The organism is Cohnella sp. WQ 127256, assembly GCF_024519285.1.
Taxonomy (GTDB): Bacteria; Bacillota; Bacilli; order Paenibacillales; family Paenibacillaceae; genus Cohnella.
Genome location: NZ_JAMZCY010000006.1, coordinates 277,804 through 293,866, shown reverse-complemented (window position 1 = coordinate 293,866; position 16,063 = coordinate 277,804). Strand labels below are relative to the sequence as shown.

The window sequence follows — 16,063 nt, the reverse complement described above, 5'->3', positions numbered from 1 at the left end:
AACCGTAAACATGCTCATGACGGAGGACGACGATTCTTCTTGAACTCCATCGGGGACATACCCGTATGCCGCTTGAACACATTGCTGAAATATTGGGAATCGTCACCAAAACCCGTCAGCTCCGCGACTTCGTAGATTTTACATTCCGGATCGGCGGTAATGATGTCCATCGCGCGCTCCACACGCAGTCGCGTCAAATACCTGGAAAACTTCTCATTCGTCTCTCTGCGAAACAGTTTACCTAAATAGTCCACGCTCATAAAAAAGTTTTCCCGCGCCATCCCTTGCAGCGAGAGCTCCTTGTTTGCCAGCTGTTCCTCGATCAACACCTTCATCCGCAGAACGAGCAGACGATTCTTGTCCGCGTTTAACCGCTCCGATTCCTTGCCGCTCTCCAAGGCGAAATGAAGAATATAACGCTGAATTTCTTCTAGCGTCTTCATCCCCAGAATCGGTGTGATCTGCGTATTCTTCACTTCCGACGGCTGTGCGGCCTTCCTCACGAGCGTCGTCATCAGTTCAATGCAAAAACCGATCGTTGTATGAATTTCTCCCCGCAAGCTCCGAAGCTTATCGAAGAACGCTGCTATACCTGCATCGATTTCTTCCGGCTCACCCCATCTGACAGCCGAGACAATTGCGTCCACAACCGTGCTTAAGCGCTCGGTCGCGTCGGACAAATCGTCATCCACTGCGAGTCCCGTGATCATGCTGCTCGAGCCGAAATAATCCTGATACTTCAGCTTCTTAATCGCACTCTGGTACATCTCCCCGATCTCCTCAAGCCGGCATGCCTCCAAGATGACGAGATTAAGCGGCTCGTTCACGCCGGAGTTGATCTGTCTCTTTATCCAGTCTGACAGCCGTTCCAAGTCGACCCACGGCTCGTCCTGCACGAGTAAGACGAACTTATCCTCGATTGCGGTGCCTAGCAGTAACCGACAGCCTTCAGCGAATTCCCGAAACATGACTTCGAGTCGGTCTGATTGACTCTCCACGTGGCCTTCCTGCATCTGCACGACGATCGTGTGGATCGGCAAGTTCCCGATCTGCAGCACTCGCTTGTACAAGTCCATCTTCTCCTTGCTCTGCGACTGGTTCAGTAAGCATTCGAGCAAGAACTTCTCCATCCGGATTGGCAATGTTTCCGCAAGCCGATCCTCTATCTCTTTCATATAACTCGTCTCATTCCGTTTCTGATCCAGCTCCTCGACAACCTTACGCAGAACATCGTTAATCTCCGCCTCGTTGCAAGGCTTCAGAAGGTAATGCTGAACACCATACTGCATCGCTTGCGAGGCGAATTCGAATTCTCCGTAGCCCGATAGCACGATGAACTTCATATCGGGATATCTTTCCTTCGTCAGCTTGATCAACTCGAGACCGTTCATCTCCGGCATCTTAATGTCGGTTATGACGATATCGGGTGGATACTCTGCTTTTATAATATGATGATGAGCGACTAGACCGTTTATCGCGGAACCATCAAACTTCAGTCTAAGCTCTTTCCAAGGAATCAAAGCAGCGATCCCTTCGCGGATGATACGTTCGTCATCAGCCAAGTAAACGGTATATTCGTTCACGGGTTCCCCCCCTTAGTCTCTTCCCGAATAATCGGATTTTTCATCAACGGTATGGTGAAGATAACCGTTGTTCCTTTTCCCCATTCGCTGCGAATCCGAACACCGTACGATTCCCCGTACAGAAGTTGAAGCCGTTCGTCAATACTGAACAGTCCAATTCCCGTTCCCTTGGCCTCTATTTCCTTGGCTCTTAGCTTATCTAAGTAATTCTCGTCCATGCCCAGCCCCGTATCCTTAACCGAGATGTAGAGACGCTGATTAGAGCTGACTGCCGACACCACAATCTGGCATATCTCCTGTACGCTTTCGACTCCGTATTTAATCGCGTTCTCTACGATCGGCTGCAAAATAAAATTCGGCATGTACAGCTCCTTCAGCTTATCGTCGATATGAACGTGAAAATCGAGCCGCTCCTCGAACCTGAACTTCTGGATAAGAATATAATTATGTAGGTTATCTAATTCCTCACGGATCGTCACAACCTCTTTCTCACTTACCGCGTCGCGAAGCAAGTCCCCCAATGCCTTGACCATGTCCGATATTTGCGGTTGCCCTTTCATCTTCGCGAGCCAGTTGATCGATTCCAGTGTGTTATATAGAAAATGCGGGTTCAGCTTCGCTTTCAACGTCTCATATTCGGCTTCTTTGAGCATAATCTGCTTCATGTAATCCTCTTGGATCAACTTGTTAAGTCGTTCCACCATCCGGTCGAAGTTGCGACTTAGCTTGCCGATCTCGTCGCGCTCGGATATTTCCAGTCGGTCGATGACAAGTTGCCCCTTCTCAACCGCCGACATTTTCGTCGTCAGTCGCTCGAGCGGCCGTGTAATGCCGCGCGATATTTTTAAGCCGAACCATAGAACGAGCAAGACAATGACCGCGTACAAGCCGATCAGCGTCATCTTCATCAATCGCACATGTTCGAAGATCGACCCGTATGGAACGAGATGAATAAACGTCCAACCCGTATAATCCAGAGTAAAATGCGCGACCAAATAACGTTTGCCGTCTATCATCGAAAAGCTATAGTCCTTCCCTTTTTCCGTTTGGAAATCGGAAGGCTGATATTTGACGTTCGGCGGATATATAAACTTCTCTCCCGCTTGTATGAGCAGGCTCGAATCGTAATGGAACCTTTCATTTGCTGACGAATACACCGTCTTGTCTGGCCGGGTGTGAATGATAAGCGTTCCGAGCGGCTGCAGTCTCAATATAGACGTTTCCTTAATCTGGCGGATCGAATAGAACAAATCGGGTTGGATCAGCCCTCCGATCCAGAAGCTCGCTCCATCGCGAACAGCAGCCAATTCTTGAATCTTCCTGCGTTCGGACGAAGTCGTCATTGTCGCATTCTGCCCGACGGAATAGGAAACGTCGAACCAATCAATGATCTCTATGGAAGAAATCGCTGTATCGAAGGAATGGTAGGACCCCAGCTTTTGCTTCAAAATCGTCGCGGCTGTATATGCCTCGTATGTATTGATTTTACTTTTGATTGTAATAAGTGCTTGTTGGACCTCTGGATCCGACATAATCGAGAGCGATAACTGATCGATCCCCTTCAATTGTTCCTCGATCCGCTTAGAGAACAGATAAAATTTGTCAGACGTCTCGCGGTAAATAATTTCGTTGTACAAGGACTGAGATAACTGGACGAACAGTACGCCTAGGAAACTCGTTAGGAACGCCCCGATGAAAATAAAAATGAACAGCTTATGCTTAATCTTGAAATGTTTCATGAGCGGCTCCTCCCTCTTGTATCATTTTATCATCGGCGGCGCCGAATGGAGAGACGAGTATGAATTCGGAAATACGGCAAAATCGGCCTGGGTTATCCCGACCGATTTTGCCGTATTTATTCGCTTTTTCAATCGTATTGTTCGAGGCTCCCCAAATCGCGAATGAGGTCTTGAGGATCCTCTAGTCCGACGTTCAGCCGGATCAAACAAACCGGTTTCTCCGGTGTCGAACTCGGCGTCTCGCCGACAACGAGCACCAAGCTTTCGTAACCTCCGAAACTAAGACCGATTCGGAAGTAGCGAAGATGGTCTACCCATGCCTTAGCTTGCTCAACCGTGACTTTCACTTCTATAGAGAACAAGCTACCATAACCGCTCATCTGCACTTGGGCGAGCTCGTGTTGCGGATGGTTAGCTAATCCGGGGAAGTTTACCTTACTCACGCACGAGAGTGTCTCCATATATTCTGTGACCTGCTGAACCGATTCACTTAAGCGCTGCATACGGAGAGGCAGTGTGCGCATTCCCCTTAGCATGAGCGACGCGGTATGAGGCGTCATCACTCCCCCTAGCAGTTGATGATCGATTCTGCTCAACTGGTTGACCCGAACCGAGGAGCCGATTACCGCCCCTCCGAGCACGTCGCTGTGCCCGCCGACATATTTCGTGAGCGAATGCACGACCAAGTCAACGCCTAATGCCAGTGGATGCTGGTAGCAGGGCGACGCCCACGTGTTGTCAACGATCGTCGTGATTCCTCGAGCGCCAGCCAGCTTCGCCGCTTCCTTCAGATCCTGCAGTTGGAAGTAGTAGCTCGTCGGGCTTTCCAGGTACAACAACGTCGTATTCGGCCGAATCGCAGAAGACAGCGCTTCGATGGAAGTGCCATCTACGTAGCTGACTTCGACTCCATATCGAGACAAGAAGTATTCGAAAAACTCACGTGTCCCAAAATAAACTTGATCGATACACACGACGTGGTCTCCGGCCTTCACGACGGACAAAATCGCCGCCGAGATTGCCGCCATGCCCGAGGCGAAGCTTATCGCCTGCTCCCCTCCCTCCAGCACAGCAATCCGTTTCTCGAGTTCCTGCACCGTCGGATTTCCCATCCGACTGTATTTGAACGAATGACCCGGTTCATCGCAACTCGCAAAGGAGAACAACGTATTCTGATAAATCGGAATGGAAACAGCCCCTTGATGCCTGCTATCGTGCTCGTCATGAGCTACGAACGTATAAGGCAATGGCGCCCGCTCTTGTTCTAGCTTCATTCGGGTTGCTCCTTCATGTTAGTTGGGCCCCGCCTAGGATTAATAGGTCGCCTCTATAGCAGCGCGGATGTTAGCATAAGGAGTCGTCGTCGGCAATGTGCAGTCCGCTCCCAAGAGGAGCCCCTTGCGGCCGAATTGCTCGATCGTGCTTTTCACTTCCGCAACGATCTCATCCTTTGTGCCGTTAATGATCGGCCCGCGGTTGTTAATGCCTCCAAGCACGGCGCGTTTGAATTTCTCTCCGCCTTCTTTCAGCGAGACGCTGTTGTTCTTCACGTCCCAATTAATCGCATGGCTTGGATAGTCTGCGTAGTGATCAAGCCGCATGTTCGCGCCGCACAGATGCAGAGTATTGAACTCTCCACGATCCTTGAACGAATTCAATACGAGCAAGTCCGTCTTCTTGACCGTATCGACGTACAATTCCTCAGAGAAGCGTTCGTGTTCTCCGCCTTGAATGGAATAATAGATACCGCTCACACCAGCGTCCAAGCATGCTTGGATATAAGCGTTATCGGTTTCCGCCATCGCTTCCATCGCTTGGGTTACTGCTTGGGGATCGGTCCGCAGATGCTCATCGAACAGTGCCTCCGACGTCGAGTGCGTACCATGGTGGTAAGGATTGAACACCGTAGTCAAGATCATGCACTCACCTTTTAATTCGTCGACGATCCGTTTGATCAAATCAAGCTGCCGTTGATAGAAGTTCGCTTTTATACTCGTCGGTCGCACTCTGCGCCAGTCGCTCGCCACATCGATGGACACGTCCAACTGGTAGTGCGTACCGTTCATGATTTTGAAAAAATCCACACCGGTCTCGCGATAATAATCCAAATGCGGCTTCACTGCTTGATCCCCGCCGTTCGGGTAATGCAACCAGAAGCCCGCCGGAACACGATCCACCTCTTGCCCATTTAATGCCGCGCGCACACGTTCGAACCTATTCATCGTTCAACTCTCCCTTAACCTGATAGTGTCTGCTTCTGCAACCTTACAACCCCATTGTAAGGGACACCCCTTCGGGAAAAGAATGAAAAAAACCGTCCCGATCTTGTAAAAAACCGTTATCTCGTCTATACGGTTAGAAATTAATAACGAGGGTCAGCCTATTCCTAAAGACAAAATCAGGGGGACTCTATGAACATATTAATCGCCGATGATGAGCCCTTTATGATCAAAATTGTAAAAGCTTATTTCGAAAAGGAAGGCTTCAACATCCTTCAAGCGCAAGATGGCGAAGAAGCACTTCGCATTTTCTATGCTCATCCCATTGATCTAGCCATAGTAGATTGGATGATGCCTAAGGTAAATGGGATACAGGTGTGCAAAGAGATCAAGAAACAAAGCACGACTAAAGTGTTATTGCTTACGGCCAAAGGGGAAGACGAGGATGAGTTGATCGCCCTGCAGTCCGGCGCTGATGAGTATGTGAGGAAGCCATTTGATCCTCGCATATTAATCGTAAGAGCAAAAAAGTTATTACAAATGGATCGTCTAATTTACTTAGGAGATCTAAAAATAGATATGGATGGACAAAAGATTTACCGCAACGAACAGGACATACAAGCAACTCACACTGAGTTTCATTTAATGAAATATTTTATTGAAAATAGAGGGATCATCATCTCAAGGAAAGCTTTGTTAGACCATGTCTGGGGATTTGATTATTATGGCGAAGAAAGAACAGTGGATACGCATATCCGGAGGCTACGAGCGAAAATTGGCGATCATACGATAAAGACGCACAGGGGCATGGGGTATAGTTTGGAAGAAAACAATGAATAGGCTTAATCAGAAGCTCATTTTGCGAATTTTACTGGTGTTTGGTATTGTCGTTATTTTCTCCATCCTCATGAACACGTTGTTCTTGCCCAAATATCTGCTGTATCAAAATAAACATGAGTTAGCCAACCTCACTGATCAGCTTGAAACGATGGAAGCGAGCCAGCTGCACCGGGATGTTGGAGTGCTGGAAAACGAACATAATGTAACCATCGTACACACTGACATAACGGATAATAATGATGTTTTAAACAGTAGGATTAAGGAACAATTGAATAGCAAAGGGATTACACTGAGCAAATTCTGGATCACGGACACTAGTATTGAGAAAGTGAAAGAGAATATCGTTGTTAGAAAAATCTACAGTCAGGAAAAATTGAAATCGAGCTTTCTTGTTTCCTTTATAAAAAAAGACACGCAGGTCTATGTCGTCGGTAAATCGATCTCGCATTCCACAGACACACTTAAAATCGTCAATCGATTTCAACTTTATATTTATGCTGGAGAGCTGCTGCTGCTCATTGTATTGTCCGGGCTTTTTACGATGCATATCGTCCGACCACTCGCAAAAATACAAAAGGCAGCAGAGGGAATTTCTAATTTATCGTTTACGAAGGTGCATATTCAAACCGGCGATGAAATCCAAGCCTTAGCTGAGAGCATGAATCAGATGAGCGATAAGTTAGAGCATGCCCATCAAGCGTTGGAAGACAAAAATCATAATTTACGCGAGTTTATCGCCAACATCTCACATGAGTTGAAAACGCCACTATCGTTAATAAAAGCATACTCCTTAGGCATAAAGGATGGCCTAGACGATGGAACCTATATCGATGTGATCCAACAGCAAACGGATGATATTTCGAGATTAGTTAGCAGACTGCTTGAGCTTTCTAGATTGCAAATTGATGAATATCAGTTTGGTGCCTTTGATTTCAAGCTTTTGCTCCATCGAACGTTACAGAAGTATCTCGTTTCCATTCAGCAAATGAACTTGATTCTGTCCGTGGAGCAAAGCTCGCTTACTGAATCTTGGGTATTCGCAGATGAACAGAAAATAGAGATGGTGCTTAACAATTTCATCTCCAATGCGATGAAGTATTCCACAAATAAACATATCCAAATCGCCGTTGAAAATCAGGGGAACGACTTATTATTCTCGATCACTAACGGTGTTGAGGACGGGGAGCAGCTGCAATGGGATCACATATGGGAGCCGTTCTTCGTGTTGGAAAATTCGCGTAGCAAATTGCTTAGCGGAACAGGGTTAGGTTTGTCGATTGCAAGAACCATTTTGCAGAAGCATGACTCCTTATTTGGCTTCCAGGTTCAGAACGGAGAAATTGGTTTTCATTTCTCATTACCCCTCATTCCGAAACAGGATTAAGGATTCGAAGAAGGTATTGCGACAAGCCCTGTCGCAGTGCCTTTTTTTATTTTGCCATATTGCTGTAACATAAAAGCTCTATGATTGTCTAATCGTAGAGCGGAGGTATTATGCCAACAACTTCAAAGCCGATTAGTCGACGACAATTTCTCAAGAGGAGTACGCAGTTTACGTTAGGCCTACTTGGCGTAGCAAGTCTATCCGGCGCGTATGCACGCTGGATTGAACCCTATTGGATCGAGGTCAACCGTATCTCTATTAAACTAGCGAATCTCCCTTCATCCTTTCACAACTTTCAAATTGTTCATTTTAGCGACTTACACCTTGGGTTCAACTCAAAGCCGGAGCAGCTGTCAGAGCTCGTTGAGCAAATTCAGCAAATAAAGCCGGATCTCATTTGCTTTACTGGAGATCTGTTGGATCATTCAACAGCCTACATTTCGGAAGCTGTAGACTTGTTTGCCCAGTTGAAAGCACCCTATGGGCAATATGCGGTATTAGGTAACCACGATGCTTTCGGAAATCGACGAGCAGTTACACAAGGGCTATCACAAGCAGGCTTTCACGTCCTTCATAACGAGCATATCGTATTAAAGAAGAGTTCTCATAAAATATATGTTGCTGGAGTAGATGATCCTTGGGTAGGAAAGCCAGATATTGATCGGGCGTTACTTCACATCCCAGAAGATGCTTGTACACTTCTCCTTGCTCATGAGCCTGATTATGCAGATCAATATGGGCGCTTGCCTGTAGATCTTCAATTGTCAGGCCATAGCCATGGAGGACAAGTACAAATTCCGTTTATTGGACCTTTGTACACACCACCTCACGGAAGTAAATATACGAATGGATTATATCAAATCCCAAACAGTCGGTTACAAGTGTACACCACTCGTGGTATCGGAATGACTCGTCTTCCTATCCGTTTCAACTGTCGCCCCGAACTCACAGTCATAACGTTGAAACCACAATGATAGCTGTAATCAACAGTAACAAATCCCTGTTCTCGCTTTCGCGAAAAGGAATTCGTCGATATCCGTCGAATTCCTGATATTGGAAAACTATTCATAAAGAATGGACGAGGTACACTTGAATGTAATAACTACCAAAAGAAGACGAATTCGCCCCGATATTATTATCGTGAGTTTGCTTCTGCTCATCCCCCTCGGCGTTGCGACTTTTTGTTTTCTCCCGCGCTATTATGTATTCACCGCTCCAGGTGAGCTCGTTTCTATTCAGGATGTTGGTGTCAACGGTAGTGTTCATTTCGTCTATGTATACGAAGGATATACTCGTAACCTCTACGAACGTTGGTCTACCCAGCGATCCGTCCCTGATGCGGAATTCGTGCCGGCTGACGCTTCAGTTGTAGCGGAATTTGGAGGCATGGAAGAGATCGGATCAGAAGCTCGCGATGATACAATCGTTAATGCGATCATTTCCGCTGAAGAAGAAGTGGACCTAGATACCCCCGTGTCCGAAGACGAGTTCACTCAGAAAATGGATGCTTTAATTGAAGACACCGCTGAATATTACGGGGATTCGTTAGGGCTGATGCTTGCAATCGGTTTAGTTGAAGAAGCCCAGGACGTGGACTTCTCGGCCAACGGCAAGTACACCATTGCAGGAACCGGAACGATAGAGGAAGATCATACGGTTGGCTCGGTTGGCGCCATTCGAGATAAGCTGCGAACAGCTGAACAATACAACGCTGATTATTTTTTCGTGCCTAGGGATAAAGAGCATTTCTATTATGAGGGTTTAAGCAATGAAGAGGAGGCTACCTTGGTCGCGAAGGAGCTGAACTTGCAGCTTGAAGTCGTTCCTGTGGAGACGATGGAGGAAGCATTGGATTTCCTAAGGGACTTGAACAAGGAATAGAAGGGGATGATTGCAAATGAAGCTGTATTCGGAAATCTTGTCGAATGTTCTTAAGATTTTACTGTGGGCAATGGTTGGTCTCTCGGCTGTTAGCCTCGTAACTACAATTATCTATGCCATTGATATCGACTTTTATTTGGATTACGCCTACTCTTATGATGGATTTATTGATGTGTCCTCTTCAGTGCTTTACTACATTATTATTGTTGTCTTTTTGATCTGGATTTTTCGAGTACATATGGACTTAAAGGAATTGTTCCCATTCTTTACACGTTCACCTGGCATGTCCCTTGCCTGCATGATGATACCGGGATTTAACATCTACGGTATTCCATCAACTTATCTTAGAATAGGCGATCAATTACAAACCGTTACTGCTACTAACAAACATGGGAAATACATATCTACACTAGCCGTACCTCTCATTATCATATTCTATGTTAATAATATTTTTACTAGAGTCCTATTAAAAGATAGCTATCCAAGCGATACGCAATTACTCACTCAAAACTCCTTACTAATCCTCACCTATGTCATATATCTCGTCTTAGTTATCCAGATATCAAGCGGCTTGAAGATAGTAAGTATGAAGAAAACTACAATAGATACAGAAATAAACAACCTTCCAGAAGACGACTGGGTATCTAATAATCTAATCAAGGATACTACTGACAGTACACAGAAAGCATAGAGTACAGTCATCTAACAAGCTGGATTCCCTCTAGGAGGGCTAGCTTGTTAGGTTTACTTAGCTTTGCTGTTTCGCATCGCTGCTAGCACCTTCAAATCCTCAACATCACCATTCAAGAAGCTGTCGTATTCAGCCGACTCTCGGGCAACTAGAGCGACTTTCCCTTCTGAGTCAAAGTGGAGGCCCCAGCCATACTTCTTCGGTAACATCGATGCTCGCAAGCATGCCATCGGTTTCTTAAAAAATTCAGCACGAATGTCGGACCCCCGAGACAACAGCTCTTCCTCGGGAATTCCCTTGTGTTGTACGTAGGTTTCAAAGAGAAGATCTTCTTGGGTGTACGTATATGGATGATTGAACACTAGATCGTATTCGATCGACGGCTTTGATCTGCCATTCTTCTTCTCTGGAGGGATCATGCCCCTTTCAACAGGGCAATCCTTCGAAACTGTGATGAATGTATCGTAATAATTCCATTCCACCAGCAACGCCTCCTCGTACTCCAACAGATACGATTAAATTTCACTCTTTTGCTTGATGATGAGATTCGGCCGCGAGAAGGTCCAGTAGCTCGCTCCAGTTCACTATTCGAGGAATATCCAGATGCTGATTGTACGGATTATCCTTGGCATATACGTTCAATTCTAACTCCGTTAGTGTATCGAGAACCGCTGGCTTATCATCGAAATAATAATCCAAGCCTAGCTCGCGGAGAATATGAACCTTTTCAGTATCCCCCATGCCGCAATAGAATCGACCTTCTTCTACAGGAAAGCCCACCCGTACAAGTGCTTCCTTCGTGCTTTCACAATATTCGGCCGCTCTTGCTGTCACGTAGTACACCTCATGCCCCTGTCGCACAAGATCCTGTAGAACCTCGACAGCCTCGCTAAAAGGAGGAGCCGAATAGTAAATTTCTTCGCGATGAAGATTCCATAATTCCTTTCCCTCTTCTCCCGACAATCCGAAAGCCTCATGAATCGGAATGGTTTTCAAGGCATGGAATGCATCTATGCTCACTTGTCTGTTCAATTTGATGTTATACAACCGAAAGGCATGCTCTCGTAAATTAAGCAATGTATCGTCAATATCGAAACCAAATTTCATATGCGTTCTCCCTTGAAGTGGTTCATCTCTTCCTTACCTATTGTAGTCTACTTTCGACGAATCTACCCCATCTATCCTTACATAATCTATTCGACATCAGCCACCAATAACCTGTACGTAGATGGATAAACCGATCATCAAACCTCGCCCCAATAGATCTCCGTCTCATAGTCAAAGTCGACCGTACCCATCTGTTCGTTCCGATCGAACAGCTCGCGAAGTGCTGTCATCATGGGCTCATAGTTGGGATGACCGACTTGAGGACTGTAGGAGGAGGACAACAGACGCCCACTTAAACCTTCGAAATCAAACACCTGCCGAATGGAAAAGCGTTCTTCCATTAACCCCTCGGGTTTGTAGAAGGAAACCAGCATCTCCCGCGAAACATTCCTATGATTTACTTTGCCATAATCCGTCCCTAAGGAATGCAGCATCTGCTCATAACCCTCAAGGAAAGGAGTCCCGCTCGTTAATCGAGTATTCCATATTAATATAACTTTACCGCCTGGTTTAAGAATGCGCTTGAATTCGACTTTAGCCGCAGCCTGATCAAACCAATGAAAGGCTTGCGCACATACAATGTAATCATACGACTGGGCTGGCAGTCCGGTTTCTTCCGCGGACCCGGGGATAGCTAGAAAATTAGGATTCCCATTGGAGGCCAATAAAGCAGCTTCTCGCATCGCTTCGTTCGGCTCAACTGCAGTCACATGTGCCCCTCTCTCCAGCAACAGCCGCGAGAAGATTCCTGTTCCTGCCCCAACGTCCAACACCTTGGATTTCGCGCTTAAGCCAACAACCTCGAACAGATAGTCAATCGCTTCCTGAGGATAGCTTGGGCGATACTTCTTATACGTATCTACTCTGCTTGAAAAACGTTCTTTGCTATTCATCTCTCACAACTCCCCATTCCAGAAATTCTAACCGATTACCGAAAGGATCATTAACGTAAAATCGTTGCACGCCCTCGTCCGCTCTAGCATGATCATTAATAACCTCAATATTCCGCTCTTCTAAATGTTTTAGCAACAGGTTAATATTCCGAACTTCAAATGCAGGATGGGCTTTGGTTGCTGGCGTAAAATCCTTCTGAACTCCAATGTGCACTTGATGAATGCCACATTGAAACCATACTCCACCACGCTGTCTCAAGCTCTCTGGCTTCGGAACTTCCGCCCATCCAAGTAATTCACCATAAAACCTGCGGGCTTCCGGTTCGCATCCTTCATAAGCCGCTAATTGAACGTGGTCAACTCCTAGGAAAGAAAATGACATCCAAAACACCTCCTCATTAGATTGTTTCACCAGATGCAACAAAGTTTCATTTTATTGATACTATTATAAATCTTATATACAAATTAATCTACACAAGTAAAAGAGCCGTCTCTGAAAGCTCGCATAGACTTTCAGAAACACTCCGTTATTGGAGGATTATTATGACGACTGGTATGAAAATATTTGCTTACCCTTAGTGTCAATATAAGCGTAAGTGGACATCTGCGTCTTAGGGTCAAACTTTATTTTAATATTAGCAATTCCGTTTTTAAATTCGTAAGCAACAGGAGTATTCTTTTTCAACAACAGATTTCCTTTAATATCGATAAAGTTATACGCCGTATTGTCAAAGGCTATACGTGCATAGCCGTCTTTGAAATCTGCAATCGAAGCATTTGAGAACTTTTTCGACACATCGAGGATGACCTTGCCCTTCTTGTCGATGACATAGTGCTTGAACGGCCAAGACGCTGAATCGTCGAGTTTCGATACAACCGCAGTGCCTTGATGGAAATCACCAAAGTTATCCCAATTATCGTCATACACCGCTTTAATAATAACCTTACCCGTCTTGTCTATATAGCCCATTTTATTTTTTATCTTTACCCTCGCCAGGCCTTCACTGAAATCATAGGCGCTACGGTATGTTGCGGGAATAACAACTTTTCCCTTTTTATCCATATAACCATAAAGTCCACCACCGGTCATGAACCAGGCCAGACCTTCATGAAAATTGCCCATACGACGGAATTGGGAATTAAATGAAATTACGACCTTACCTTCCTTATCGATCGCTCCGTATTCATATTTACCGCCACCCTTATATTGTGCAACAACCGCTAGCCCCTCATAAAAATGATTAACGATATCGTACGGAGCTTCAAATTGGATATTACCACTATGATCGATGAATACTTTTTCTTCGGGCAGCACCTTGACTTCCTGATCCCTATGGTAGTCTAGGGAGACTAGCGCCAACCCCTCACGAAAGCCCATTGGGTCATTATTAAGGTTGATATTATATTTTTTCTCAATAACTACATTTCCTTGCTCGTCAATAAATTCACAGACCCGCCTAACATCGCCACAAACAGCCGCGACTCCTTCATAGAAATCGAATGCATTGGCGTATTGAGGCTCGATAACTACTTTGCCATTCAGATCGAAATACCCCTGTTCCCTAGAGTAAAAGTCGGCAAATGAATGCAACTTACTCGTCTGACTTTCCGCCGCAGTGGCGGTATTCCATACGATTCCCAAGCAAATACAAGCTAATAATGTTGTGCGCATACCTATTTTCCATTTTCTCATGAAGACCTTTCCTTCCACTATAAGGAAGTATAATAGTATGGGAAATATTAGGCAACTGATATTTGCATTATGAGGTGGCAAGCACGATGTCCTGCTTTTTGATAGAATGGAGAGCATGAGTCGTAGAGCGGAGGACAAGAAGTTGGACTATATTATTCTTGATATTGAATTTAACGGACGTAAATTTGCTAGTGACTTACCGATGGAGGTTATCGAAATTGGTGCTGTGAGACTTAATTCATCACTACAGCAAACGGATGAATTCTCATCTCTTATTAAGCCGGTGTATTATGCCAAGCTGAATTCTTTTATTAGGAAGAAAACCGGAATCCCGCAAGATGATATTGATGTTGCTTCCGGATTTACGAAGGTGATCACAGACTTCATCCAGTGGCTGAACAAGAGCGAGTCCTTCATGCTATTCACTTGGGGTGGCGAAGACCTCAAGCGTATCGTGCTTGACACGCGGATGCACAAGCTTGACGATGCTTATTGGATGGCGGCCGATTATTTCGATTTATTGAAAGGTTATATCCGCTACAAAAAGGTCACGAACGACGTCAGTGTCGAAGCCGCACTTCTCGATCTTAATATTGAAGCGGAAGGCTCCGCCCACAGGGCATTGGACGACGCTAGAATGACATCAGAGGTATTCCGTAAAGTATTCCATGAGCTAGACTTGAGTCAGAAGCAGCAGTACAAGGACCAATTTTCCAATGCAAAGGAACGCAGATTTATTAAAACTGCGATCCGTTCAATGATTGCTCAGAAGAAGCTACAAGAATGGGATAAGTTTTTGGAAAATTATTTAGCTGCTAAAATTACCCTAACCGATGAGAAAAAGTTAGCAGAGTTGAAAGAGTATTATGCCGCAGAAATAGTTAGAGCACAGCAGCCCAAGACGGGAAACTAATCATTTTGTATGGTCTGCCTGCTCAGCTCCTGTACGAATGCCTTCGGTTCATCTAGTGCTAGATAGATCTTCGTGACGTTACGGGGTAAAAATAATATACCGTTGACCTGAATAGGCTCCTTCAACTCAATCTTAACGTTGGGAATGCCTAGTAACGGCATAGCAGCATCCCGCTGCTCTTGCCGATCTGGGTTGTATTCGTGTGCGCTTGTGACACTAGATATACTAGCTATCGGAATATCTGTCTGAATCCTCAAACCATACCTTAACCGAAGAGTGCCATCCACTAGCCTGATCGGTTGCAGAGCAGATGCACGGCAATCTCCCCAGATTAAAGCCAGTAGCCACACATCCGCTGCCGTTAGAATCCAAGCCATCCAATGCGACCATTGCTGGAGCAAAAGATGAACTCCAATACCTTCTATAATAATAATCTTTGTAAGGATAGCAGAGTACAGCACCTGATTCGTCTTCTTGTGGTAGGCAAATAAAGTCGTATCGTTGGACACCGCTTGCGGCTTTCTTCTCCATGAGAATAATAAGTAATATACAAGACTCACATCGTGCAACAGCAGCGATGCAAGCTTTCCTCTACCCATTCCATCATAGATCGTCTTTCGTAGCGCCTCTGCCGTATCCGGCTCTTGGCGCGAAGCAATCCGAAATCCCTTGATAACACGATAGGCAATTCGAACCTCATAGACAATAAAAGCTAGCTCCGCCGCAATTATCAGCATTTCAACCGGCCACGCCGCACTCCACACCATGCCTCGTTGTGCCGATGGAACGATAAGCCATACTGCTAGCGCGCCTAGTATAGGAAACGCCATAATTCGGGAGATGGGCTTTCCTTTTTTCCGTAATAAGAGCAGCCAGTAGAGAAATGGAAGTACGAGCATAAAATCGAACATGAGCCCATAAACCAAGAACGGCTCATCTTCAGCAAGTGAGAGCGCACGAACTGCGATCATATCCGTCAGCACAATGAGCATCGCAATACCGATAAACCATAAAGTAGATCGTTGGAGTTTATGAATCTCCATACCCTACCTCCTTAAACTTTAATCTCAACTCCATTATAAGGTAGAAATATCCAAGAAAATACTGCCACTTCATTCGC

The 16,063-nt window shown here is 45.6% G+C and carries 16 protein-coding genes; 6 read left to right on the top strand and 10 right to left on the bottom strand.

The annotated features are described in order from the left end of the window. Positions 1-14: 14 nt before the first annotated feature. The 4 genes from M1K58_RS19715 to M1K58_RS19700 form a co-directional block, all read right to left on the bottom strand. Positions 15-1,583, bottom strand: a complete 1,569-nt coding sequence (locus tag M1K58_RS19715) for a response regulator transcription factor (protein ID WP_256760588.1) — start codon at positions 1,581-1,583, stop codon at positions 15-17. Next, positions 1,580-3,322 carry a sensor histidine kinase gene (locus M1K58_RS19710; RefSeq protein WP_256760587.1) on the bottom strand — a complete coding sequence of 581 codons (1,743 nt, stop codon included), beginning with the start codon at positions 3,320-3,322 and terminating at the stop codon, positions 1,580-1,582. The genes M1K58_RS19715 and M1K58_RS19710 overlap by 4 nt, the downstream gene beginning before the upstream one ends. 128 nt (positions 3,323-3,450) lie before the next feature. Next, positions 3,451-4,596 (bottom strand): trans-sulfuration enzyme family protein, encoded by a 1,146-nt coding sequence (locus M1K58_RS19705; RefSeq protein WP_256760586.1) that lies wholly within the window; start codon positions 4,594-4,596, stop codon positions 3,451-3,453. A 39-nt stretch (positions 4,597-4,635) separates the two neighbouring features. Further along, on the bottom strand, positions 4,636-5,544 hold the full coding sequence (locus M1K58_RS19700) for a uroporphyrinogen decarboxylase family protein (protein WP_256760585.1): 909 nt from the start codon (positions 5,542-5,544) through the stop codon (positions 4,636-4,638). Positions 5,545-5,733: 189 nt separating this feature from the next. Between M1K58_RS19700 and M1K58_RS19695 the strand changes: the two genes are divergently transcribed. The 5 genes from M1K58_RS19695 (at position 5,734) to M1K58_RS19675 (ending at position 10,337) form a co-directional block, all read left to right on the top strand. Next, positions 5,734-6,381, top strand: coding sequence for a response regulator transcription factor (locus tag M1K58_RS19695; RefSeq protein WP_256760584.1), 648 nt, complete (start codon positions 5,734-5,736; stop codon positions 6,379-6,381). Beyond that, complete coding sequence (locus M1K58_RS19690) at positions 6,374-7,765, top strand: HAMP domain-containing sensor histidine kinase (RefSeq protein WP_256760583.1); 1,392 nt, start codon at positions 6,374-6,376, stop codon at positions 7,763-7,765. Before M1K58_RS19695 ends, M1K58_RS19690 begins: the two co-directional genes overlap by 8 nt. Before the next feature lie 110 nt (positions 7,766-7,875). Beyond that, positions 7,876-8,739 (top strand): metallophosphoesterase, encoded by an 864-nt coding sequence (locus M1K58_RS19685; RefSeq protein ID WP_256760582.1) that lies wholly within the window; start codon positions 7,876-7,878, stop codon positions 8,737-8,739. 115 nt (positions 8,740-8,854) lie between these two features. Then, entirely contained in the window at positions 8,855-9,646 is a 792-nt protein-coding gene (locus M1K58_RS19680; protein ID WP_256760581.1) for a hypothetical protein, read from the top strand. Between the two features lie 16 nt (positions 9,647-9,662). Next, positions 9,663-10,337 (top strand): hypothetical protein, encoded by a 675-nt coding sequence (locus tag M1K58_RS19675; protein WP_256760580.1) that lies wholly within the window; start codon positions 9,663-9,665, stop codon positions 10,335-10,337. A 53-nt stretch (positions 10,338-10,390) separates the two neighbouring features. Here the strand turns inward: M1K58_RS19675 and M1K58_RS19670 are convergent, their stop codons facing one another. The 5 genes from M1K58_RS19670 to M1K58_RS19650 all read right to left on the bottom strand — a co-directional run bounded on the left by M1K58_RS19670 (position 10,391) and on the right by M1K58_RS19650 (position 14,030). Then, positions 10,391-10,819, bottom strand: coding sequence for a DUF6157 family protein (locus M1K58_RS19670; protein ID WP_256760579.1), 429 nt, complete (start codon positions 10,817-10,819; stop codon positions 10,391-10,393). A gap of 40 nt (positions 10,820-10,859) precedes the next feature. Next, entirely contained in the window at positions 10,860-11,444 is a 585-nt protein-coding gene (locus M1K58_RS19665) for a 5' nucleotidase, NT5C type (protein WP_256760578.1), read from the bottom strand. Positions 11,445-11,581: 137 nt separating this feature from the next. Then, entirely contained in the window at positions 11,582-12,337 is a 756-nt protein-coding gene (locus tag M1K58_RS19660; RefSeq protein ID WP_256760577.1) for a class I SAM-dependent methyltransferase, read from the bottom strand. Continuing rightward, the gene (locus M1K58_RS19655; RefSeq protein ID WP_256760576.1) at positions 12,330-12,719 is read right to left on the bottom strand and encodes a VOC family protein; all 390 of its coding nucleotides are present in this window, start codon (positions 12,717-12,719) and stop codon (positions 12,330-12,332) included. The genes M1K58_RS19660 and M1K58_RS19655 overlap by 8 nt, the downstream gene beginning before the upstream one ends. A 159-nt stretch (positions 12,720-12,878) precedes the next feature. Beyond that, positions 12,879-14,030, bottom strand: coding sequence for a WG repeat-containing protein (locus M1K58_RS19650; protein WP_256760575.1), 1,152 nt, complete (start codon positions 14,028-14,030; stop codon positions 12,879-12,881). A gap of 115 nt (positions 14,031-14,145) precedes the next feature. Between M1K58_RS19650 and M1K58_RS19645 the strand changes: the two genes are divergently transcribed. Then, the gene (locus M1K58_RS19645) at positions 14,146-14,943 is read left to right on the top strand and encodes a 3'-5' exonuclease (protein ID WP_256760574.1); all 798 of its coding nucleotides are present in this window, start codon (positions 14,146-14,148) and stop codon (positions 14,941-14,943) included. On the opposite strand, the gene M1K58_RS19640 is transcribed toward M1K58_RS19645, so the two are convergent. After that, positions 14,940-15,986 carry a hypothetical protein gene (locus tag M1K58_RS19640; RefSeq protein WP_256760573.1) on the bottom strand — a complete coding sequence of 349 codons (1,047 nt, stop codon included), beginning with the start codon at positions 15,984-15,986 and terminating at the stop codon, positions 14,940-14,942. The genes M1K58_RS19645 and M1K58_RS19640 overlap by 4 nt on opposite strands. Between the last annotated feature and the right edge of the window lie 77 nt (positions 15,987-16,063).

Excerpts from the sequence above, each read along its gene's own strand:
- M1K58_RS19710 (WP_256760587.1), bottom strand. The coding sequence starts at position 3,322 with ATGAAACATTTCAAGATTAAGCATAAGCTGTTCATTTTTATTTTCATC.
- M1K58_RS19705 (WP_256760586.1), bottom strand. The coding sequence starts at position 4,596 with ATGAAGCTAGAACAAGAGCGGGCGCCATTGCCTTATACGTTCGTAGCT.
- M1K58_RS19700 (WP_256760585.1), bottom strand. The coding sequence starts at position 5,544 with ATGAATAGGTTCGAACGTGTGCGCGCGGCATTAAATGGGCAAGAGGTG.
- M1K58_RS19695 (WP_256760584.1), top strand. The coding sequence starts at position 5,734 with ATGAACATATTAATCGCCGATGATGAGCCCTTTATGATCAAAATTGTA.
- M1K58_RS19690 (WP_256760583.1), top strand. The coding sequence starts at position 6,374 with ATGAATAGGCTTAATCAGAAGCTCATTTTGCGAATTTTACTGGTGTTT.
- M1K58_RS19685 (WP_256760582.1), top strand. The coding sequence starts at position 7,876 with ATGCCAACAACTTCAAAGCCGATTAGTCGACGACAATTTCTCAAGAGG.
- M1K58_RS19675 (WP_256760580.1), top strand. The coding sequence starts at position 9,663 with ATGAAGCTGTATTCGGAAATCTTGTCGAATGTTCTTAAGATTTTACTG.
- M1K58_RS19665 (WP_256760578.1), bottom strand. The coding sequence starts at position 11,444 with ATGAAATTTGGTTTCGATATTGACGATACATTGCTTAATTTACGAGAG.
- M1K58_RS19660 (WP_256760577.1), bottom strand. The coding sequence starts at position 12,337 with ATGAATAGCAAAGAACGTTTTTCAAGCAGAGTAGATACGTATAAGAAG.
- M1K58_RS19655 (WP_256760576.1), bottom strand. The coding sequence starts at position 12,719 with ATGTCATTTTCTTTCCTAGGAGTTGACCACGTTCAATTAGCGGCTTAT.
- M1K58_RS19650 (WP_256760575.1), bottom strand. The coding sequence starts at position 14,030 with ATGAGAAAATGGAAAATAGGTATGCGCACAACATTATTAGCTTGTATT.
- M1K58_RS19645 (WP_256760574.1), top strand. The coding sequence starts at position 14,146 with ATGAGTCGTAGAGCGGAGGACAAGAAGTTGGACTATATTATTCTTGAT.
- M1K58_RS19640 (WP_256760573.1), bottom strand. The coding sequence starts at position 15,986 with ATGGAGATTCATAAACTCCAACGATCTACTTTATGGTTTATCGGTATT.